The sequence below is a fragment of the Bradyrhizobium sp. USDA 3311 genome (genome assembly GCF_054062495.1).
Window position 1 is genome coordinate 5,389,920 of record NZ_JBSSFI010000001.1, and the last position, 21,723, is coordinate 5,411,642.

The 21,723-nt window shown below is 64.5% G+C and carries 18 protein-coding genes; 12 read left to right on the forward strand and 6 right to left on the reverse strand.

Annotation, left to right across the window (positions count from 1 at the left end; translation table 11 throughout):
- The first annotated feature begins 21 nt into the window (after positions 1–21).
- The 5 genes from parC to ACVWW6_RS25785 all read left to right on the forward strand — a co-directional run bounded on the left by parC (position 22) and on the right by ACVWW6_RS25785 (position 7,585).
- A complete protein-coding gene (gene parC, locus ACVWW6_RS25765) occupies positions 22–2,277 on the forward strand; it encodes a DNA topoisomerase IV subunit A (protein WP_011087818.1) in 2,256 nt (751 codons plus the stop codon).
- A 255-nt stretch (positions 2,278–2,532) separates the two neighbouring features.
- Positions 2,533–4,083, forward strand: a complete 1,551-nt coding sequence (locus tag ACVWW6_RS25770; RefSeq protein WP_011087817.1) for an ABC transporter substrate-binding protein — start codon at positions 2,533–2,535, stop codon at positions 4,081–4,083.
- A 4-nt stretch (positions 4,084–4,087) separates the two neighbouring features.
- Positions 4,088–5,632 (forward strand): GMC family oxidoreductase, encoded by a 1,545-nt coding sequence (locus ACVWW6_RS25775; RefSeq protein WP_456681576.1) that lies wholly within the window; start codon positions 4,088–4,090, stop codon positions 5,630–5,632.
- A 990-nt stretch (positions 5,633–6,622) separates the two neighbouring features.
- Positions 6,623–7,171 (forward strand): 2'-5' RNA ligase family protein, encoded by a 549-nt coding sequence (locus ACVWW6_RS25780; protein ID WP_028171613.1) that lies wholly within the window; start codon positions 6,623–6,625, stop codon positions 7,169–7,171.
- Between the two features lie 156 nt (positions 7,172–7,327).
- Complete coding sequence (locus ACVWW6_RS25785; protein ID WP_271554693.1) at positions 7,328–7,585, forward strand: hypothetical protein; 258 nt, start codon at positions 7,328–7,330, stop codon at positions 7,583–7,585.
- A gap of 128 nt (positions 7,586–7,713) precedes the next feature.
- On the opposite strand, the gene ACVWW6_RS25790 is transcribed toward ACVWW6_RS25785, so the two are convergent.
- A complete protein-coding gene (locus tag ACVWW6_RS25790) occupies positions 7,714–8,535 on the reverse strand; it encodes an alpha/beta fold hydrolase (RefSeq protein ID WP_049832399.1) in 822 nt (273 codons plus the stop codon).
- 328 nt (positions 8,536–8,863) lie between these two features.
- Here ACVWW6_RS25790 and ACVWW6_RS25795 point away from each other — a divergent pair, with 328 nt between their 5' ends.
- Together ACVWW6_RS25795 and ACVWW6_RS25800 are read left to right on the forward strand one after the other, a co-directional pair.
- The gene (locus ACVWW6_RS25795) at positions 8,864–9,505 is read left to right on the forward strand and encodes a hypothetical protein (RefSeq protein ID WP_028171616.1); all 642 of its coding nucleotides are present in this window, start codon (positions 8,864–8,866) and stop codon (positions 9,503–9,505) included.
- A gap of 199 nt (positions 9,506–9,704) precedes the next feature.
- Complete coding sequence (locus ACVWW6_RS25800; RefSeq protein WP_456681577.1) at positions 9,705–10,775, forward strand: c-type cytochrome; 1,071 nt, start codon at positions 9,705–9,707, stop codon at positions 10,773–10,775.
- A gap of 25 nt (positions 10,776–10,800) precedes the next feature.
- Here the strand turns inward: ACVWW6_RS25800 and chrA are convergent, their stop codons facing one another.
- Entirely contained in the window at positions 10,801–12,186 is a 1,386-nt protein-coding gene (chrA, locus tag ACVWW6_RS25805; protein WP_161534690.1) for a chromate efflux transporter, read from the reverse strand.
- Positions 12,186–13,004: a chromate resistance protein ChrB domain-containing protein gene (locus ACVWW6_RS25810; RefSeq protein WP_028171619.1), complete on the reverse strand. Its 819-nt coding sequence runs from the start codon at positions 13,002–13,004 to the stop codon at positions 12,186–12,188. The genes chrA and ACVWW6_RS25810 overlap by 1 nt, the downstream gene beginning before the upstream one ends.
- Positions 13,005–13,210: 206 nt before the next feature.
- Between ACVWW6_RS25810 and dmeF the strand changes: the two genes are divergently transcribed.
- The 3 genes from dmeF to ACVWW6_RS25825 all read left to right on the forward strand — a co-directional run bounded on the left by dmeF (position 13,211) and on the right by ACVWW6_RS25825 (position 15,507).
- Positions 13,211–14,176 carry a CDF family Co(II)/Ni(II) efflux transporter DmeF gene (gene dmeF, locus ACVWW6_RS25815; RefSeq protein ID WP_161534691.1) on the forward strand — a complete coding sequence of 322 codons (966 nt, stop codon included), beginning with the start codon at positions 13,211–13,213 and terminating at the stop codon, positions 14,174–14,176.
- Between the two features lie 87 nt (positions 14,177–14,263).
- Positions 14,264–15,094, forward strand: a complete 831-nt coding sequence (locus ACVWW6_RS25820; protein WP_456681578.1) for an N-acyl homoserine lactonase family protein — start codon at positions 14,264–14,266, stop codon at positions 15,092–15,094.
- Between the two features lie 32 nt (positions 15,095–15,126).
- Positions 15,127–15,507 (forward strand): EamA family transporter, encoded by a 381-nt coding sequence (locus ACVWW6_RS25825; RefSeq protein ID WP_456681579.1) that lies wholly within the window; start codon positions 15,127–15,129, stop codon positions 15,505–15,507.
- Here the strand turns inward: ACVWW6_RS25825 and ACVWW6_RS25830 are convergent.
- Together ACVWW6_RS25830 and ACVWW6_RS25835 are read right to left on the reverse strand one after the other, a co-directional pair.
- The gene (locus ACVWW6_RS25830) at positions 15,504–15,695 is read right to left on the reverse strand and encodes a hypothetical protein (protein WP_038966343.1); all 192 of its coding nucleotides are present in this window, start codon (positions 15,693–15,695) and stop codon (positions 15,504–15,506) included. The two genes, ACVWW6_RS25825 and ACVWW6_RS25830, sit on opposite strands and share 4 nt — an antisense overlap.
- Before the next feature lie 31 nt (positions 15,696–15,726).
- Positions 15,727–16,884, reverse strand: coding sequence for an MFS transporter (locus tag ACVWW6_RS25835; RefSeq protein WP_456683180.1), 1,158 nt, complete (start codon positions 16,882–16,884; stop codon positions 15,727–15,729).
- A 177-nt stretch (positions 16,885–17,061) separates the two neighbouring features.
- On the opposite strand from ACVWW6_RS25835, the gene ACVWW6_RS25840 reads away from it, so the two are divergent.
- A complete protein-coding gene (locus ACVWW6_RS25840; RefSeq protein ID WP_011087807.1) occupies positions 17,062–18,321 on the forward strand; it encodes an adenylate/guanylate cyclase domain-containing protein in 1,260 nt (419 codons plus the stop codon).
- An 84-nt stretch (positions 18,322–18,405) separates the two neighbouring features.
- On the opposite strand, the gene ACVWW6_RS25845 is transcribed toward ACVWW6_RS25840, so the two are convergent.
- Positions 18,406–19,650 carry an MFS transporter gene (locus ACVWW6_RS25845; protein WP_456681580.1) on the reverse strand — a complete coding sequence of 415 codons (1,245 nt, stop codon included), beginning with the start codon at positions 19,648–19,650 and terminating at the stop codon, positions 18,406–18,408.
- A gap of 170 nt (positions 19,651–19,820) precedes the next feature.
- Here ACVWW6_RS25845 and ACVWW6_RS25850 point away from each other — a divergent pair, with 170 nt between their 5' ends.
- Positions 19,821–21,173, forward strand: coding sequence for an Nramp family divalent metal transporter (locus ACVWW6_RS25850; RefSeq protein WP_011087805.1), 1,353 nt, complete (start codon positions 19,821–19,823; stop codon positions 21,171–21,173).
- Positions 21,174–21,723: the final 550 nt, after the last annotated feature.

Below are 21,723 nucleotides of genomic sequence, written 5' to 3' on the forward strand. Positions count from 1 at the left end.
TCCACGGTTTAACCGGGCGGCATGGGAAAACGATTGATTCCGCCGGAACCGGCCGAAATCCATGAGGTGCCGCTGCGTGAGGCGCTGGAAGAGCGCTATCTCGCCTATGCGCTCTCCACCATCATGCACCGTGCGCTGCCGGACGCACGCGACGGCCTGAAGCCGGTGCACCGGCGCATCCTCTACGGCATGCGCCTGCTCAGGCTCGACCCCGGCACGGCCTTCAAGAAATCCGCCAAGATCGTCGGCGACGTGATGGGCTCGTTCCATCCGCATGGCGACCAGGCGATCTACGACGCCATGGTGCGGCTCGCGCAGGATTTCTCCTCGCGCTACCCGCTGGTCGACGGCCAGGGCAATTTCGGCAATATCGACGGCGATAACCCCGCCGCCTACCGCTACACCGAAGCGCGCATGACCGATGTCGCGCGGCTTCTGCTCGAGGGCATCGACGAGGACGGCGTTGAATTCCGTCCCAATTACGACGGCCAGTCGAAGGAGCCGATCGTCCTGCCCGGCGGCTTCCCGAACCTGCTCGCCAACGGCGCGCAGGGCATCGCGGTCGGCATGGCGACCTCGATCCCGCCGCACAATGCCGCCGAGCTCTGCGACGCGGCGCTGCATCTGATCGAGAAGCCCGACGCGAAATCCAAGGCGTTGCTGAAGTGGGTGAAGGGCCCGGACTTTCCGACCGGCGGCATCTGCGTCGATTCCAAGCAGGCGATCGCCGAAGCCTACACCACCGGCCGCGGCTCGTTCCGTGTCCGCGCCAGGTGGGAGCAGGAAGAGGGCGCACGCGGCACCTGGGTCGTCGTCGTCACCGAGATCCCCTTTCTGGTGCAGAAGTCGCGCCTGATCGAGAAGATCGCCGAGCTTCAGGATCAGAAGAAGTTGCCGCTGGTCGGCGATGTCAGGGACGAGTCGGCCGAAGACGTCCGCATCGTGATCGAGCCGAAGTCGAAGAACGTCGATCCGGCGCTGATGATGGAATCGCTGTTCCGGCTGACCGAGCTCGAAAACAAGATTCCGCTGAACCTCAACGTGCTGATCAAGGGCCGCATCCCCAAGGTCGTGGGGCTCGCGGAGTGCCTGCGCGAATGGCTCGACCATCTGCGCGACGTCCTGATCCGGCGCAGCAACTACCGCAAGGCGCAGATCGAGCATCGGCTGGAAGTTCTCGGCGGCTTCCTGATCGCCTATCTGAACATCGACAAGGTGATCAAGATCATCCGCACCGAGGATGAGCCGAAGCCGGCCTTGATGAAGGCGTTCAAGCTCACCGAGGTGCAGGCCGAAGCCATCCTCAACATGCGGCTCCGCTCGTTGCGCAAGCTCGAGGAAATGGAGATCCGCACCGAGGACAAGAACCTCCGCAACGAGCTCAAGGGCATCAATGCGGTGCTCGCCTCGGAAGCCGAGCAGTGGAAGAAGGTCGGCGAGCAGGTCGGCAAGGTCCGCGACATGTTCGGGCCGAAGACGCCGCTCGGCAAGCGCCGCACCACCTTTGCGGATGCGCCCGAGCACGATCTCGCCGCGATCGAGGAGGCCTTCGTCGAGCGCGAGCCGGTGACGGTCGTCGTGTCCGACAAGGGCTGGATCCGCACCATGAAGGGGCATGTCGAGGATCTCTCGGGCCTTGCCTTCAAGCAGGACGACAGGCTCGGCTTCGCGTTCTTCGCGGAGACGACCTCGAAGCTGCTGCTGTTCGCCACCAACGGCAAGTTCTACTCGCTCGATGTCGCGAAACTTCCGGGCGGCCGCGGTCACGGCGAGCCGATCCGCCTGTTCATCGACCTCGAGCAGGAGGCGGCGCCCGTCGCGCTGTTCGTCAACAAGGGTGGACGCAAATTCCTGGTCGCGAGCCACGAGGGCCAGGGCTTTGTCGTCAACGAGGACGATTGCGTCGGCACCACCAAGAAGGGCAAGCAGGTCCTCAACGTCGACATGCCGAACGAGGCACGCACGGTCACCGAGGTGGTCGGCGACACCGTCGCGGTCATCGGCGAGAACCGCAAGATGCTGGTGTTCCCGCTCGACCAGATCCCGGAGATGGCCCGCGGCCGCGGCGTCCGCTTGCAGAAGTACAAGGACGGCGGTCTCTCCGACGTCGTCGTGTTCGACGCCAAGGCCGGCCTGACCTGGAAGGACTCCGCGGGCCGCGAATTCTCCGCGACCATGAAGGAGCTCGCGGAGTGGCAGGGCACCCGCGCCGACGCCGGCCGCCTGCCGCCGAAGGGTTTCCCGAAGTCGAACAAGTTCGGCCGGGGGATCGAGTAGGGGCTGCGACTGCCTGCCACAACACCGTGTCATGCCCCGCGAAGGCGGGGCATCCAGTACGCCGCAGCCTCTCGGCCGAACCACAATCGTCTCTGGAATACTGGATCGCCCGCCTTCGCGGGCGATGACACCGACGGTGTAGCCCGCAAACGCTTGGCAGATAGCCGTGAGCGCATACGTGCCTCCGTTGATCGGGCACGAACATTGCTTTTTCTTCGCCTGCAAATAGATTCTCAAGAAAAAGCAAAGGCACCAATGTTCAAGCCAAAGTCATTCATTCCGGCGCTGTTCGCCCTCGCGCTGGTTGCCGGGCCCGCGCATGCAGCGGGCAATCTCGTCGCGGTGCTCGAGGCGGAGATCGTCACGCTCGATCCGCATTTCTCCACGGCCTATATTTCGCGCACGTTCGGCTACATGGTGTTCGACACGCTGTTTGCGAAGGATTCCAAAGGCGAGATCAAACCGCAGATGGTGCAGGACTGGAAGGTCTCGCCCGATGGCTTGACCTACAGCTTCACGCTGCGCGACGGCTTGAAGTGGCATGACGGCCAGCCGGTCACGGCGGCCGACTGCGTCGCATCGCTGCGCCGCTGGGGTACCCGCAGTGCGCTCGGCCGCCGCATCTTCGCGATCACGGCCTCGCTCGAGCCGACGGACGCCAAGACGTTCGTGCTGACGCTGAAAGAGCCGTCCGGCCTCGTCATCGACGCGCTCGGCAACCCCGTCAGCCCGGTCGCCTTCATGATGCCCGAGCGCATTGCCAAGACGCCCGGCGACCAGCGCATCACCGAGATCGTCGGCTCCGGCCCGTTCGTCTACAGCAAGGCCGATCACCGCACCGGCGACCGCATGATCCTGAAGAAGTTCGCCGACTATGTGCCGCGCCCCGAGCCCGCCGACTTCCTCGCCGGCGGCAAGCGCGTCAATGTCGACTCGCTCGAGATCCGCGTCATTCCGGACGGAGCGACCGCGGCTTCCGCGCTCCAGGCCGGCGAAGTCGATTTCATGCAGTACGCGCCGTTCGATCTGCTGCCGACGCTGGAGAAGAACTCCCGCGTGAAACTGCTCAATTTCACCGGCGGCAACATGTTCGCCGGCGCCTACCGCCTCAACGCGGCGTCGAAACCGTTCGACGATCCGGCGATCCGGCGCGTGCTGTGGAAGCTGGTCGACCAGCGCGAAGTGCTGGATGCGCTCGGCCTCGATGCCAAATACGCCACGCCCTGCGCGACCTTCTTCACCTGCGGCACCACCTATGACAGCAAGGCCGGCACGGAAGCCGCTGCAAAGCCGTCGATCGAAGCGGCGCGCGCCGCGCTGAAGGCGACCAAATATGCCGGCGAGCCCGTGATCGTCATGGAGGCCAACGACCTCGAAGCCCCGCGCGTCTCGGCGCAGGTGCTGGCCGAGCGGCTGAAGCAGGCCGGCTTCAACGTCGATCTCCAGGTGATGGACTGGGCGAGCGTGCTGGCGCGCCGTGCCAAGAAGGAGGGCTGGAGCGTCTATGGCGTTCACGCCGGCGGCTTCGATCTCGGCTCGCCGCTGACCAACGTCATGGTGGCGTTCAACTGTGCCGACTTCACCGGCTGGCAATGCGATGCGCGCATCACGCCACTCATGGAAGCCTTCGCCAAGGCGCCTGCCGAGGAGGATCGCAAGACAATCGCGGCCGAGATTCAGACGGTGATGTACGATCAGGCGCCCGGGATTCCCTGGGGCCAGTTCGCACAGCCGGCGCTTTATCGCGCGACGCTGCGCAATCTGATACCGTCCGCCATCCCGGTGTTCTGGAACGTAGAGAAGTAACGCGATGTACGATGTCATTGTTGTCGGCGGCGGCTCCGCCGGCGCCGCTGTTGCGGCGCGGCTCTCCGAGGATCCCGCAAGGCGCGTGCTGCTGCTCGAAGCGGGTCTCGACTGGCGTGCCGACGAGGCGCCCTGGGAGGTGATGACGCCGAATCCCATTCCGATCATCCACAAGCGCGAGTACCAGGAAAAATGGCAGTGGCCCGACCTGCTGACGCGCCGCGTGGCCGGGCAGGAGCCGCGCTTCTACTGGCGCGGCAAGGGGCTGGGCGGCTCGTCGATGATGAACGGCCAGATCGCCATTCGCGGCGTTGCTGATGCCTTCGACGAATGGGCGGCCGATGGCTGCACCGGCTGGTCGGCGAAAGAGGTGATGCCGCTGTTCTCGGTGATCGAGGACGATCTCGAATTCGGCGACGCCGCAGGCCACGGACGCGGCGGACCGCTGCCGGTCTACCGCGCGCCGCCCGAGAAGTGGGGACCGATCGATCGCGGCTTGCGCGATGCGGCGCTGGCGAGCGGCTATCCCTGGTGCGCCGACGTCAACGGCCCGGACGGCGAGGGCGTTGCTTGCTATCCCATCAACAGCCGCGACGGCCGCCGCATCACCACCAATGAGGGCTATCTCGAGCCCGCGCGCGGCCGTGCCAATCTGGAAATTCGCGGTCACGCGCTGGTCGATCGTGTGCTGATCAGTGACGGCCGCGCGACCGGCGTCCGCGTCCACATCGAGGGGCAGGGCACGAGCGACATCGGTGCGCGCCAGATCGTGCTGTGCGCCGGCGCGATCCACAGTCCGGCGATCCTGCTGCGCTCGGGCATCGGCCCGGCCGAAGAGTTGAAGGCGATGGGGATTGCGGTCGAGCGCGATCTGCCGGTCGGCCGCCACTTCTTCGACCACCCGCTGTTTCGCGCCACGATCCAGCTCCATGAAAATCTCCGGCCGACCGATCCGGACACCCGCCACACCAATTGCTGCGTGACCTATTCCTCGGGCCTCGCCAACGGCGGCAAGCGCGACATGATCCTGATCGCCTTCAACCACCGCGGCATCGGCGTGCCCGGCGCGATCGGCGCCGGGCTGTTCAACGCCTATTCGCGCGGAACGCTCAAGCTCGCCTCGACCGACCCCAGTATCGATCCCGTTGTCGAGGAGAACATGCTGGCCGATCCCCGCGACATGCTGCGCATGATGGATGCGGTGAAGCGGCTCGCGGTGATTACGTCCCAGCCGGCGCTTTCCGGCATCGCCGACTGGATCCGGTTGACCGACACGGATCTGACCTTGCCGCAAGCCGCGGCCTTGCCGGATCACGAACTCGACGCGCTGCTGCGTCGTGAGACCGGCGACATCCAGCACGCCGCCGGCAGCTGCCGCATGAGCGGCGTCAACGACGCCGATGGCGTCGTCAACCCTGATGGCACGGTGAAGGGCATCGCGGGCTTGCGCGTCGCCGATGCATCGATCATGCCGTCGGACTGCCGGGCCAACACCCACTTCACGACGGTGGTGATCGGGGAAGCGATCGCGCGGATGATGATGCGGTAAAGCTACTGCGTAAAATCTACTCATCTCGTCATTGCGAGCGGAGCGAAGCAATCCAGAGTCTTTCCGCAGAGACAGTCTGGATTGCTTCGCTCCGCTCGCAATGACGGAGCAAGCGGGGAGGCCCTCGCTCTCCAATTCACACTTCAAACAGCAGACACGCCATCGCCTTCTCGCGGCGGATATCACCCGAGTTTTGCTTCTCGCGCGCCCTCGTAGAGACAAGGGCGCAGGGAAGGCCGGGCGCCGGCTGGCACCCGCAAGTCCGTGCGCCACAAAAAATGCACACGGGGTGGACTACAGGTCTCGCCGGATCGCCCGGCCTTCCCTGCGCGAATGGTTTTAACGGTGTCCTTCGTGCTCTCCCCGGGGAGCGATGCACTATTGCCCCCGTCGCCTCACGGATGGCTGATGCGCGCGTCCGGTCGGACCGCAACATCACCGCAAGACTTGACGCACAGACCCCGGGCGTCAGGACCACACGACTTCTCCGTCCGCGCACGTCTTCGCTGGGAATCCGAGAGGTGGCGTGTGCTCGCTCCCGAAGCCATGCGAAGACGCTGTCAGCGCCGGGTCGTATGCGCAAGAGCCATTGCTCACGGTGTCCCGCCCTGCAATGCCAATCGCGCCCGACGCCGTCGCGTCCATCGCTGCCCGGCCTGCGGTTCGTGACGATCGCGATCCGCCCCTTGTCTCAGGCCAGGGTGTTTCGCATGTACGACAAATCCGAATTTCGGTAAAGTGGAATATTTTCGGGCCGGGGCTTGACACGTCGTGAGGTCCCGCGGCGCGGCTGTGTTGCCCGACAGGCAATCGTCGACGGGGGCGTAGGTGACGAGCTTTCGGCCAGAGGGCGTGTGATCATCAAAGCCAGCTTCTGGAGGCTAAGCGGAAGTCGGCCCGCCTCGTCATCATCGACGGCTTGCGATCCGTTGCGGATCTTCGAGGGGCGGTCCAAGATGACGGACTTCACCGGCTTGAGCAGGGCGTTCGATGGCAGTCGCAATCAATATACGAGCCGATAACGATTCCGCGGACGAGATCGAACAGCTATGGGACCAAGTTGCTGCGTTGGAGGACGGGCCGTCGATGCGCACTCTGGCGTACCGACCACATCTGACATTCGCGATCTATGATGCGCCCGAGATTGACGAAGAGACGGCGTGGAAAGCAATGCTGTCTGCAAGCGCAGGCGAAACACAATTGCCCGTCACATTCAGGCGATTGAGGTGGTTCGCGGGCCCGCCACTTGTATTGTGGGCTGAGCCCGAACCGAGCGAGACCCTCAGAAGGTGGCACGCTTCAATCAGCGCTGCCATCGACCCGGCCCAATGTCGGCCACATTATCGGCCCGGTGCGTGGACGCCCCATTGCACACTTGGCACACGCATCGCCGATAGAAACAGCAAAGACGCCATTGCGTTTGCGCAGTCGTTCGACCGGCGCATTCAAGTCAATTTCGACGTCGTGGATTGCGTCGTGTTTCCACCTGTGCGGGTCGTTGCGCAGCGGGAACTGCCGAAGGGGCGTTCCGTTGCGTAGCGATGCTGATCCACCCGCGAAGTTGCTTCCTGCTGCTTACAGGTCTGCTCAACGGAGGCTAGCAGCCGGGATTGCTCAGGTCGAATGTTTCGCATTCTGACCGATAGCGGTTCTACGGCCAGCATTTAGATTTAGACCGAAGAGGGAGCCGACAGGATGGCGGTCTATTTCTGGGTCTTTGGTGTAGCGGTCTTCGCCGGGCTTGAGATTTATCTTGGAATGCACGCCCTGCGAAACTTAGCTCCCGGCGTTGAACGCAAAGACATAACGTTCTTCCGTAAATTTTCGGGGCAGGTGGACAAGAACTTCTTCAACGATGAGGGACAAAAATACCGCGCGTGGATGATGAGAAATGAAGTGGCATACGGTCTTTGGATTTTTGCAATAGGACCGTTTGCAATCTCAGTCAGATGAGTAAGGCCACCGCTGTTTTTCCGCGCGTTATTCCGCTCCTGGCCCTTAGCGGAGCCTTCGCGATACAGTGCTCTACGGCAGCTTTTGACCCAAGGCGGACATACTGCATATCGCCGAGACGTGGGGACTCACGCGGCTTGCAGTATCAACTCGCTCACGCGCTCTGGTGCATCGAGCATGGCCATGTGCCCCACGTCCGGCAGTTCGAATGTGGCCCAAGACTTGTCGCTCTTGCAGTCTGCCAGAGCCTTGTCGAAGGCCGGCTGTGGAAATCTAGGGAGGCGGATGTATGTTTTCTTTGCTACCTTTTGAAGCGCCCCGGAAACCTTGACCTGCTGGAGATAGGTGCCGACTGGATGCGGAGTAGCTTTAGCTTCGGCGAATGCTCGATCGGGTTCGGCAACAATTGCGGCGGTCGTAATCTTGGTTAATCCACGAACGCCTGCCTCGCCCTTGTCCATGGTCGTTTGAATGGCTTTGCGAACGCCCTCGGCTGCGAAGTCCGCCACCCTTTGTCCGTCGACCGGAATGTAAGCATCAAGCCATACAACCGATGAGACTTTATCGCCGATGGTTTCGAGTGCGCCCGAGCATACGAAGCCTGCATAGGACCATGCTACGAGACAGACGTTCTCGAGACTTTCCCATTTAATCAGGTTGACGACGTCGGCGATGTGAGTGTCCAGATTGACATCCTTACTCAGCAAATGCGAGCGGTCGGCCAAACCTGTGAGTGACTCAGCGAACACCTTGTGGCCGCCCTGTTCGAGCCGGTCAGTGACCCGGCGCCATATCCAGCCGCCGCAAAAGGCCCCGCTGACAAAGACGAAGGTCTTTCGCGCCGATTGGGCGCGGGCGGCACCGATCACGCCGGAGGCCGCTGCTGCCGCGAGACTGCCGGCTGCAGCACTGCGAAGCACGCGGCGGCGGGTAATTCCGCTATTTGTCATGACAAAATCCTTTGTTTAAGGAGGATCGGGACTGAAGCGGATTGCAACCTGGAGGATATCTGCGCGTCGGTTCGCGGCCAAGGTCTGTAATTGGCCCTTAGCCGAAGGTCGATTGAGCACGTGTCATGTCGGCTGTCAGGGGCAAACCGGACGCCGATCGAACTTGGCATCCACCGCTGCTTTTGATCCGAAGCGGACTCGCTTGTTTTCTACCGGCAAATCGACGAGCCGACTTGTTGCAAGCTCTTTCGTAGGCAGAGAGTTGCCTGATACCATCCACAACGCGTTGGGCTGTCTGGATGCGATAAGAAAACTCTGGGGTCGCCGCATGAAAGACGTCGAAATCGTTTCGGAAGACCAATGGCACGCTGATTGGCGGCAGGAACGCCGGTTGACGCTGCTGTTTGAACCGTCGATCAAGGAGGATGCCTGGTGTGGACCGCTCGTCGAAGAGTTCTGGTTGCCCCATTGGCAGAATCGGCTCGATTTCGTCACACAGGCCGCTGATTTCTGTGCTGACGAAGACGAGTATAAATTGAGGGACCTGGACAATATCGTAATCCAGCGACGTGGGGGGAATGCCGAGTTGGAAGGCAGCGCCTTCGATCTCCGCGAGCTCAACGAGGCCCGAGAGCTTGGACTGCAGCACTATTCGAGCCATACCCCGGTCTTCGCCGATATCCGCCTCACCGCAATCACATTCGATCATCTCAGGGAACAGTTGCAAGCCGCTGTAATCGACAAACCCGAAGCGGATCGCGTGCTCTTGGCGTGCGGTTTCATGGCCGGCGACGTAGCCATTCCGCGTCCGCGGCCCGTCAAGCCACATCAGAAGCTTTCCAACACGATCTCTATCGCCCGGAAGACGCCGCGCATCTGGTTCGAAATCGCTCGCGCCTGTGAGACGAAATCGCGCTGGGTTCCGCTTGAAATGAAAACCCTCGGACGCTGGATGGCGATTGAGCGGTAAGGAGCGCTTGAGCGGTCCACGAAACCACCCGCCTCGGATGATCCGAAACGGGTCGGAGAGGCAGGTCCGCTGTTGGCCCTTAGCGACCCTTCGAGGCGCCCCGTGTCGAAGTCTGCTTTTGATCCAGACCGGACCAGGCACCCAAATCCCCAATTGACGCCAGCTTACCCCGGCCCTTGAATGCTTCCCGGAACGCCTGATGGAGGAACGCCTGCCCGCAGACTTCTGCGGCACTGCCTCGCGAGCGGCCGATCTTCACGCTGTCGGCTTCGAAGGTCGAGGTCCGCCGATGCGCATGGAGGTCTTGGCCATGAGGATTTCTTCAGCGCTTTTCGCCCTTTCGCTGACGTCGCTTGCTTCAGCGGGTGCGCCTGCACAAAGCCAGGACGGCCCGCCCGCATGGGCCTATCCGGTAAACCCGCCGAATTTCCAACGCGCCCCCGACGACGGCACGATCCGGCGAGTCCCCGACAGTGCCGCCGGTTTTACGCTCACGCAACTGCGCGATCTGTTCGCCGCTCCCGACTGGCATCCGCAAGACCATCCGGCTATGCCAGAGATCGTCGCAAAAGGGAGCAAGCCTGACGTGTTCGCGTGCGGCGTCTGCCACCGGGCAGACGGACCGGGCGGCCCTGAGAATGCCAGCCTGTTTGGCTTCTCCGCGGAATACATCATCCAGCAAACGGTGGAGTTCAAGACGGGCCTGCGCAAGAATTCGGTGCCCCGTGTCGCCACCGACCTGATGATCAAAACGTCCAAGGCCATCACCGATCAGGAACTCAAGGAGGCTGCGAACTATTTTGCGTCAATCAAGCCGAGATCCAACATTGCGGTCGTAGAGACCGAGACCGTGCCGAAGACACATGTCAGGGACTTGTTCCTGGCGCCGATGGACGGCGGCGAGAAAGAGCCCATCGGCCAGCGCATCATCGAGATTCCGGAAAACGTGGAACACTTTCTCAGCCGGGACTCGCGCGCTCGTTTCATCGCCTATGTCCCGGTTGGCAGCATTGAGAAAGGGCGGGCGTTGGCGGCGAGCAGCGACCTCCGCGTCCAGTGCGCCGTCTGTCATGGTGCCGACCTCAAAGGGACTGCCGTGGCGCCAGGGATTGCGGCCCGTTCGCCCACGTACATGTTCCGTCAGCTTTACGACTTCAAGTCGGGCGCGCGGAAGGGCGCCAACAGCGACGTCATGAAACCGACTGTTGAAAACCTCGGCATCGACGACATGATCGCGCTGGTCGCCTACACGGCGTCGCTCATGCCTTGACGTTTCCAGGCTGCTCGTACACGCCCTAGATCACCCCCACCAGCCGCAGCGCCACGCCTGCGGCGCAACTGCCCGCCAGCACCGTGAGCATGCCGAGCTTGAAGCGGAAGATCGCGGTTGCGGCTGCGACCGACAGCACGAGCGCTGGAATGTCGACGCTGGTCAGCACCGGCATGTCGAAGTTCAGCGGGAAGGCGTGCACCGGTACGGTCTCGCGGAACAGCGTGTGCAGTGCGAACCAGATCGAGAGGTTGAGGATCACGCCGACGACGGCGGCAGTGATCGCGCTCAGCGCGCCGGCAAGGCCGGTGTTGCCGCGCAGGCGCTCGATATAGGGGGCGCCGACGAAGATCCAGAGGAAGCAGGGCGTGAACGTGACCCAGGTCGCGAGCAGGCCGCCAAGCGTTGCCGCCAGCATCGGCGACAGGCCGCTTGGATCGCGATAGGCCGCCATGAAGCCCACGAACTGGAGCACCATGATCAGCGGACCCGGCGTGGTCTCGGCCATGCCGAGGCCGTCGAGCATCTCGTGCGGCTTCAGCCAGTGATAATGCTCGACCGCCTGCTGGGCGACATAGGCCAGCACCGCGTAGGCGCCGCCGAAGGTGACGAGCGCCATCTTCGAGAAGAACAGGGCGATCTGGCTGAAGACGTTGGCCTGGCCGAGCGCGGCGAGCAGGGCAACTACCGGCACCAGCCACAGCGCAAGCCACAGCGCGCCCACGCGGATCGCGCGGCCGGTGTCGGGTTTGATGTGATCGGGCACGGCGTCGCCGAGCATGCTGTCGATCACGGCGCTGCTGCCGCCATGACCGTGACCGGCCGGAGCAAATTCCGGACGGCCCTGTCTGGCGCCGATATATCCGATCAGGCCGGCGGCGATGATGATGATCGGGAAGGGGACTGCAAAGAAGAAGATCGCGACGAAGGCGATAGCCGCGAGCGCGATCATGATGCGGTTCTTCAGCGCGCGCTTGCCGACGCGCACCACGGCCTCGACGACGACGGCGAGCACGGCGGCCTTCAGGCCGAAGAACAGCGCCTCGACGAAGCTGACATTGCCGAAAGCCGCGTAGATGTAGCTGAGGGCCATGATGGCGATGATGCCGGGCAGGATGAAGAGCCCGCCCGCCATCAGCCCGCCGGCGGTGCGATGCATCAGCCAGCCGACATAGGTCGCAAGCTGCTGCGCCTCCGGCCCCGGCAGCAGCATGCAGTAGTTCAGCGCATGCAGGAAGCGGCCTTCGGAGATCCACTTCTTTTCTTCGACCAGGATGCGGTGCATCACCGCGATCTGGCCCGCGGGCCCGCCAAAGCTCAGGCAGGCGACGCGCAGCCAGACGCGGAAAGCTTCATTGAAGCTGATGCCGTGACCGGCATCAGCTCCTGATTGAACGTTACGGGTATCCATTACGCCTTCACTTTGTTGGTCGGCCAGTTGTGGGTCTCAGCCGTGGCGTCGCGGCACCAGCGGTAAAAGGCGTCGTAGAGCAGCAAGCCGGCCTCGAGCTGTTCGAGGTCGTCGTCATACATCCGCGACAGCCCGAGCGACGCCGCGAGCAGTCCGGGGGCCTCCGGCGCCAGATCAGGCCGCGCGGTGTCGGCGCCGCGCACCAGCGTTGCGAGCCGGAGCAGGGCCGGGGTGGCGATCCCGAACTCCTCGATCATGACGTCGAAGGTGCAGAGCTCGCCGCGGTGGCTCCAGAACACGTTCTCGATGTCGAACGGGGCTGCATTGAACCGCTCGCCGACCGCGACCACTTCGGACGGCGCCACATACAGGAACACCGCGTTGGGATCGACGAAGCGGCGGATCAGCCAGGGGCAGGCGATACGGTCGACCTTCGGCCGCGCCCGGGTTACCCAGACGGTGCGTCCCTTGGCGTCGCGGGGCGGCAGCTTGCGGGTGTCGAGGAGCGGCAGCTTGGCCTCCTTCCAGCCCTCGAAACCGCCGTCGAGCGTCTCGGCCTGAACGCCAAGCTGGCGGAGCCAGGCCGCGGTGCCCTGCGCAAGCTTGGCGCCGCGCAGGCAGGAGACGATGACGGAGCGGCCCGCGAAGGCGGCGCCCCAGTCGGGAACGTTCTCGTGGCTGAGCCTGATGGAGCCGGGGATCAGCCGCCGGTCGGCGGCAAAGTCCTCCTCGGTCCGCACGTCGATCAGGACAGGAGCGTTGGCCGTGCCGATCAGGCGCGCCAATTTATCGGATGATATGGTCGTGAATGTAGACATGATGCGTCCTCGCATAAACCAAACGGGACGCGATACTTGGGCATGTCGCCTCGTGGGGAGATCGCTCAAATCCCCATGAGCCGTATTACAACGAAACCGCGCCAAGCTGTCAACCGCCGGTTTCGCCGCTAATGAGCGTTAGAAAGATGTGCTGCCGGGGCCTATATTGGCCCCTTGCGGATTCTGTTTTCCGGAGAGTTGAGCCGATGCATTCCCATTCCATCGAGCAATGGACCCATGACCACGCTTTCCTGGGCGAGAAGCACGACGAGAACGAGCGGCGCACCTGGCTCGTGGTGGTCCTGACGCTGGTCATGATGGTCGGCGAGATCGTCGCCGGCTCGCTGTTCGGCTCGATGGCGCTGCTCGCCGACGGCTGGCACATGGGCACGCACGCAGCCGCGCTCGGCATTGCCGCGTTCGCCTACCGCTTCGCGCGCCGGCACCTGGGCAATGCGCATTTCACCTTCGGCACCGGCAAGTTCGGCGATCTCGCCGCCTTCTCCAGCGCGATCATCCTCGGCCTGATCGCGGTCGAGATCGCCTATGAGAGCGTGCTGCGGCTCTTCACGCCGGTGCCGATCGTCTATGGCGAGGCGATCGCGGTGGCGGCGCTCGGCCTTTGCGTCAACCTCGCCAGCGCGTGGCTGCTGCGCGGCAGCCATGATCATCACCATCACGGCCATGATCACGGCCACGGCCATGCGCATGATGAACACGACGATCATGACCATCACCACCATCGTCATCACGACAACAATCTCCGCGCCGCCTATGTCCACGTCATGGCGGATGCCGCGACCTCGTTACTCGCGATCGGCGCGCTCGCGGTGGCGATGTATTCGGGATGGGTCTGGGCCGATCCGGCCGTCGGCCTGATCGGCAGCGTCGTGATCGCAAGCTGGGCGTTCGGCCTGATCAAGAGCTCGGGCGCGGTGCTGCTCGACGTGCGCGCCGACGAGAAGCTGGAGCGGGTGATCCGGGCACGCATGGAGGTCGGCGAGGATCGCGTCACCGACCTGCATCTCTGGCAGGTCGGCCCCGGCCATTGTGCCGTGCTGGTGTCCGTGGTGTCGGACAAGCCGAAGCAGCCGGCCGTCTACAAGAAGCGGCTCGCCGGGCTGAAGGGCCTCAGCCACGTCACGGTCGAGGTCGAGACCTGCCCGCACTGACGTGATCCGCGGGAGCGGAATTCTGCGGCGCGGCCGGGGTTGATCCTCGGTCGCAGCTTCCCAAACGCTTGCCAAGGAGGACCAAGGATGACGTCCAGGATCAAGCTTGCTTTTGCCGCCGCCGCTCTCGCCTTGTTCAGTCATGCAGCGATGGCCCAATCGGAAAAGCCCGGCGTCGAAAGGCTCTACGTCCTCAATTGCGGTGAGGGAACCGCCGGCGACATCTCGCGCTGGACGCCCGGTCTGAACGAAGGCAAGTCGATGGACTTCGTCGACAGCTGCTATCTCGTCAAGCACGCCAAGGGCTGGTTCCTGTGGGACACCGGCATCGCCGATTCCGTCGCCGCCATGCCCAATGGGCTGGTGCCCGCCGATCCCAAGGCCGTGACCTGGCGGCGACCGAAGACGCTTGCCTCCCAGCTCGAGCAGCTCGGCGTCAAGCCCGACGACGTCAAGGCGATGGCCGTCTCGCACACCCACCCCGACCACTCCGGCAATGTCGAGCTGTTCCCGCAGGCCGTCCTCTACGTGCAGAAGGCCGAATATGACTGGCCCGGCGCCAACAACGAGCCGCGCTTCAAGCCTTCGCATCCCGTCGAGCAGCTCGCGGGCGACAAGGACGTGTTCGGTGACGGCAGCGTGACCATCCTGTCGACGCCCGGCCATACTCCGGGACACCAGTCGCTGCTGGTGAAGTTGCCGAAGACCGGTGCGGTGATCCTGTCCGGCGATGCCGTGCACTTCAGGGATAATTGGGATAACCGCCGCGTGCCCAGCATGAACGTCAACAAGGACCAGAGCGCGGCCTCGATGCAGAAGATCGCCGACACGCTCTCCAGGGAGAAGGCGCAGCTCTGGATCAATCACGACAAGGCCCAACGCGACAGCCAGAAGATGGCTCCGGAGTTCTACGACTAGCTTCTCGTACCCGCTTGCTGCCACACTACAACGTGTTGTCGCGCCCCCTGATGCAGCGATCGAGCGCGCTCGGCTTTCTCACGGTCGGCATGGGCGCGGGCGCCGTCGTGCTGGTGCTGGCGGGGCTCGTGAAAGGCAGCTTTGCGGCGCTCGATCACTTCACGACGGCGCAGTGGATCGCCGGCATCTATCTCGGTGCCGGCGGCGGCGCGCTCGCCTTCATCCTCTGGGTCATGGCGCTGGCGCGGGCAACGCCGACCCGCGTCGCCAATACCATGACGGTCAATCCGATCGCCGCGACCTTGCTGGCAGCGCTGCTGATCGGCGAGCCGATCACGGCAAATCTCCTGGTCGGGCTGCTCGCCGTCTTCGCCGGAATCTGGATTGCGACCAGCGAGGCGAAGCCCGCCTAGCTGCGCGGCGCGGTCGCTGCGGGAGGGCTCGCCTCCGGCGTCTTCTTCGGCTTCAGCGTGCCGGCATAGAACGACAGCAGCCACACCAGCATGACGGCAAGGAGATAGACGACCCAGGCCTGCGGCGGCGTGGTCGCCCAGCGCAGGAGGCCCTTGAATGTGCGGGGCGGGCTGTTGTCTTCGGTCATGGCCCGCTTGTGCGCGAAAGCGGCGGTGCGGTCAATCGGGCCGGCGCTCGGCGCGGATCAGGAACAGCGCCGCCAGCGCCGAGAGGCTCAGCGCGGAGGAGACCATCAGCACCTTGGCGCCCATGACGTCGATGAGGAGGCCGAACGCCAGTGGCGCCACCGCCTGTGCCATCCGCGCCGGCGCGCCGATGATGCCGAGGCGGTAGCCGAAATCCTTCGGCCCGAAGATCGACAGCGGCAGCGTGCCGCGGGCGATCGTCAGGATGCCGTTGCCGGAGCCGTGCAGCAACGCGAACGCGCTCGCCGCGGCGCCGCCGAAGATGGCGACGACGGCCGCTCCGATCGGATGGGTCACGCAGGCGAGCCGGGTCGACCACAGCGGATGAAAGCGGCTCAGAACGCTCGCTTCGAGGATGCGCGCGAGCACTTGCGCCGGACCGATCAGCGCGCCGGCCGCGATCGCCTCGACATGGGTCGCGCCGGTTGCCTCCACGATGCGCGGGAAATGCACCGCCATCGCGCCGGTGACGGTCCAGGCCGCGGCGAAGACGAAGGCGAGCAGGATCATGGTGCGGTCGAGCGGCACATGCGGCTTCGCGGCCGTCGCCGCCGCCTGCTTGGCGCCCTTGATCGCCGGCAGCATGAAGAAGTTGAGGGGCAGGCCGATCAGGATGTTAGCGGCGGCCCAGGCAAAGCAGGTCTCGCGCCAGCCGATATGGGCGAGGCCCCAGGCGGTGAGCGGCCAGCCGACGGTGGAGGCGAAGCCCGCCATCAGCGTGATGCCGGTGATGGGCCTGCGCGCCTCGGTGCCGTAGATGCGGCCCAGTGCGGCGAAGGCGGCGTCATAGAGCCCCATCGCCATGCCGATGCCGAGCACGAGCCAGGCGACCGCCATCACCGAAACGGATTGCGACAACCCAAGGAGCACGAGGCCGGCGGCCATGGTCAGGTTCGAGGCCGACAGCACCTGCCGTCCGCCGACGAGATCGATCTGCCGCCCGATCCGCGGGCCGAGCATCGCGGAGATCACCAGCGAGGCCGAGAACGCGCCAAAGATCCAGTTGGAGGAGACGCCAAGGTCGTGCGCCATGGGATCGGCGAGCAGGGCCGGCAGATAGTAGCTGGAAGCCCAGGCCAGGGTCTGCGTGGTGCCGAGCGCCAGGATGATCGGGAGCTGGCGCTGGCTCATCCGCGCGTGCTTCCGATTCTGGCCGACAAAGTCATCATCGCTGGCATTTGCCGCCGGCGCAGCGAGTGCGTCAACCGTGATCGCGGCATATTCGACCTGCAAGGGACGGGAGCCTTGCGCATGGCTCGCGCGAGGCTTGCGCCTTTCGCTCGTCACGAATGCACGGCATAATGGCGCATGCAATTGACCTCGCGCCTCGCGCTGATGAACTGGCTGACCGGCCAGGGGCTCACGGGCCTGCCCGAAAACGAACTGCTCCGCGGGTTCTGCGAGCGCTGCCGCGCCGAGGGCCTGGAACTCTCGCGCGCCCTCGTCGTCATCGACACGCTGCATCCGATCTATGAGGGCCGCGGTTTCCGCTGGAGCGACCGGGCGAGCAACGAGAGCGACGCGTTCGAATACGGTTCGACCGCCGAAGGCGATGCGGCCCAGCACTGGCGCCGCTCGGTGTTCTTCCACATGCTCGAGCACGGCCACGACGAGATGGTGATCGATCTCGCCGACGCGCCGTCACTGGATTTCTCGCAGATCGGCGAACTCGCCGAGAAGGGCCATAAGCATTATCTCGCCTTCGTGCACCGCTTCGGCGAGAACGGCGCGCTCGGCCTGATGGATTGCCTCTATTCCTGCTGGACCACGCGCCGCGACAGCGGCTTCAGCGAAGCCGAGTTGGAGTCCCTGCGCGATCTCGTGCCGGTGCTGGGGCTCGCGATCAAGTCGGCGCAGCAGGTCGATATCGCGCGCACGCTCGGGCGCGTCTATCTCGGCCGCGGCGCCTCCGAGCAGGTGCTGGGCGGCCGCATCTCGCGCGGCGTCACCGAGCGCATCAAGGCAGTGCTGTGGTACTCGGATTTGCGCGGCTCGACCGGGATCAGCGAGAGCATCGGTCCCGACGAGATCATCCCGTTTCTCAACGACTATGCGCAGGCCGTGATCGATGCGATCCACGATGCCGGCGGTGACGTGCTGAAGCTGATCGGTGACGGTGTGCTCGCGATGTTCACCGGCGAGGACATGGCGCATGCGCGACGTGCTGCGCTCCGCGCCGAGCATCTGTTCCGCCAGAACGTCGCAGCGCTGAACAAGCGGCGGGAGGCGGACGGCCGTCCCACCACGTCGGCTTATATCGGGCTGCATGTCGGCGAGGTCTTCTACGGCAATATCGGCAGCGAGGATCGGCTCGATTTCACGGTGGTGGGTCCGACGGTGAACGAGGTCAGCCGCATCGCCTCGATGAGCCGCTCGGTCGATCGCGAGCTGTTGGCGTCGGCGGAGTTCTACAAGGGGCTCGATGCCGCCGGCCGCCGCTATCTCGTCTCCACCGGCCGCTACGCGCTGCGCGGCATCGGCCGCGCGCAGGACCTCTACACGCTCGATCCGGAGGTTGACGCCAGCGAGCCGGTGACGGGGAGCTATGAGCGGTATCTGGCGAGTTAGGCATCACTCCCTCGCCTACGTCGTCCTGGCGAAAGCCAGGACGACGAGGAGGATGCTGCGCCACTTTCCGCAATCGCGACGCAGCTAACACCTCACCGCCACTTCGTCCCCCACCATGTCCGGCTGCCGGTCGAGTGACGCGGCCGGTGACAGCAGGATCACGAGCGCCTGCATGCCGAACACCGCCGCCGCGAGATAAAGGCACGCCTCCGCGCTCCAGAGCCCGCCCACGATTGCCCCCAGCGTCGAGCCGAGCGGGCGGGCGCCGTAGCTCATGATGTTGATGGCGGAGACGCGACCGAGCAGGCGCGGCGGCGTCACGGACTGGCGCAAGGTGGTGGTCGAGATCACCCACAGGATCGGCCCGACGCCGAGCAGAAAGAAGCTTAAGGCCGCAAGCCAGGGCGAGGGGACCAGCACCGTCAGCGCCATCACCAAGGAGGCGACGAAGCCGGTGACCGGGCCGAGGCCGACAACCGTGCCGAAGGCGACGCGCTGCATCACGCGCGTCGCGAACAGCGCGCCGATCACCATGCCGACGCCGTACATCGTCAGCACCGTGCCGACGCCGGCGGCGGTCAGCCCGAGATGGCGCACGGCATAAGGCACGAACACGGCGATCTGCAAGAACCAGCCGGTGTTGAAGATGAACTGGGTGATGAAGACCGGCCGTAGCAGCGGATGGTGAAACACGAAGGCTGCGCCTTCGCGGATGTCCTGGAACGGATGGCGCCGCGGCGCCGGCGTGCGGGCGGGCTCGTAGATGCCGGAGAGCAGCACCACGGCAATGGCCGAGAGCGCCGCGGCAAAGCCGAAAGCCAGGCTCGCGCCCCACCAGCCGACCAGCGCGCCACCAAGCGCAGGCCCGCTGGCAAAGGCGATGGTGCGCGCGAGCTCGATCCGGGCATTGGCGGCTGGCAACAGGTCCGAACTCACCAGCGAGGGCACCAGGGCCGGTGCGGCCACGCTGTAGACGACGGTGCCGCACACGGCAGCGAAGCCGAGCAGGGCCAGCAGCGGCAGATTGAGGGCGCCGAGCGCGAGCAGCAGCACGATCGCCGCGAGGGCTGCGGCCCGCAGCGCCTCGGCGCCCGCCATCAGCGCGCGGCGGGAGATGCGGTCGGCGAGCAGGCCGGCCGGGATGGCGAAGAGCACGAACGGAAGTGTCAGCGCCATCTGCAATAGACCGGTCTGGCCTTCAGCGACCCCGAGCGTCAGCACGGCGACGATGGGGGCTGCGGCCAGCGCGATCTGCTCGGCCGATTGCGCCGCGAGATTGGACCAGGCGAGGCGGTTGAAGGTGTCGGGGAGGCGAGGCGGATTTGACATGGCTCATTTCCTGCAGTGTCGGATTGGCGCCAGTATCCGCCCCCGAGACCGGCCAAACCCACCCGCTTCCCGACAGGCCCGGGGCAAAACAGGTCCGTGCCGGGAACCGATGGGGCCAGATGCAGTTGCAAATGAGTTGCAATAAGCTTCGACTTCGGTATTCTGACCACATGGATGCCCGATCGCCCGATTTAACCACCGACGCCGCCGGCTGGCGCACCGACGTGCCGACCACAAAAAGCCTGGCCGAGGTGAATGCCTCCGTCGCCCTCCCCACGGCGGGGGTGTGGTGGCGGCGGCTGCTCGCCTTCGTCGGTCCGGGCTATCTCGTCTCGGTCGGCTACATGGATCCCGGCAACTGGGCGACCGACCTCGCCGGCGGATCGAAGTTCGGCTACACGCTGCTCTCGGTCATCCTGCTCTCGAACCTGATGGCGATCCTGCTCCAGTCGCTGGCGGCGCGGCTCGGCATCGTCACCGACCGCGACCTCGCGCAGGCCTGCCGCGCGACCTATTCGCCGGCGGTGAACTTCCTGCTCTGGCTCGCCTGCGAGGCGGCGATCATCGCCTGCGATCTCGCCGAGGTCATCGGCACGGCGATCGCGCTCAAGCTCCTGTTCGGCATCCCCCTGATCGGCGGCGCGCTGATCGCCGCGCTCGATGCCTTCCTGCTGCTGCTATTGATGAACCGCGGCTTCCGTTTCCTGGAAGCCTTCGTCATCGCGCTGCTCGCGGTGATCGCGGTTTGCTTCGCGGTCCAGATCGTGGCCGCGGCGCCGCCGGTCGCGGAGGTCCTGCATGGCTTCATGCCGAAGAGCGAGATCTTCACCAATCCGGAGATGCTCTACATCGCGATCGGTATCATCGGCGCGACCGTGATGCCGCATAATCTCTATCTGCACTCCTCGATCGTGCAGACGCGCGCCTATGAGCGCAACGAGACCGGCCGGCGCGAGGCGATCAAATGGGCGACGACGGACTCGACCATCGCCCTGATGCTGGCGCTGTTCATCAACGCCGCGATCCTCGTGGTCGCCGCGGCAACCTTCCACAAGAGCGGCCATTCCGACGTCGCCGAGATCGGCCAGGCTTTCGAGCTCTTGTCACCGCTGCTCGGCCTCGGTATCGCCTCGACGCTGTTTGCCATCGCGCTGCTGGCCTCGGGTCTTAACTCCACTGTGACCGCGACGCTTGCAGGCCAGATCGTGATGGAGGGTTTTCTCGATCTGCGCCTGCCAAGCTGGGCGCGCCGCCTGCTCACGCGCGGCATCGCGATCATTCCGGTGATCATCGTCACGGCGATCTACGGCGAGCGCGGCACGGCCGATCTCTTGGTGTTCAGTCAGGTCGTGCTGTCGATGCAGCTGCCCTTCGCCGTCATCCCGCTGGTCCGCTTCGTCTCCGATCGCCGCAAGATGGGCAAGTTCGCGATTTCCCCGTACGTCGCTGCGATCGCGTGGATCGTCGCGGGCGTCATCGTGGTTTTGAATCTGAAGCTGCTGGCGGATACGCTGTTGGGGTGAGCCGAGGCGGCCGCTTGCTCCGCCTGGCCACAACAGCCGCGCCCGGTGGCATTTTGGGCTAGCGGCCTGATTTTCCCAAGAGCACGAAAGGGCGGATGGGCACACGCCTGAACCTCGATTTTGTGAACTGCCTCACTTTTCAATTTATGCGGGGCGCGTATACTGCCCACCAATTGCTACTAGGACGAGTGTTGTAGGGCGTAGTGTCATGTTGTTTGTTTCAGGATTGATTTTACTCCCCGCGGGATGATCGGCGGCCCGCGCCGGATAAAGTGCGCCGACCGCATTTTCTCCGGATACATCTATCGGTTCTGCGCGAGCCCGGTCGGCACGCGAATGGTTGGTTAGATTCATTGCTTTGATTGACGGCTTGTTTTTTCGCTGCGCGGGTTCACGTCCGGGAGGGGACGATGATCAGGCCAGGAAGCATCGGTTGTTTCGGTAAATTCATTGATGAATGGGGGCTGCCGTGACCAGGTGTCCCACGTGTTCAACGCGTGTTGCCCGCGAAGATCGGTTCTGCTCGCAATGCGGCGCGGATCTCAAGCGT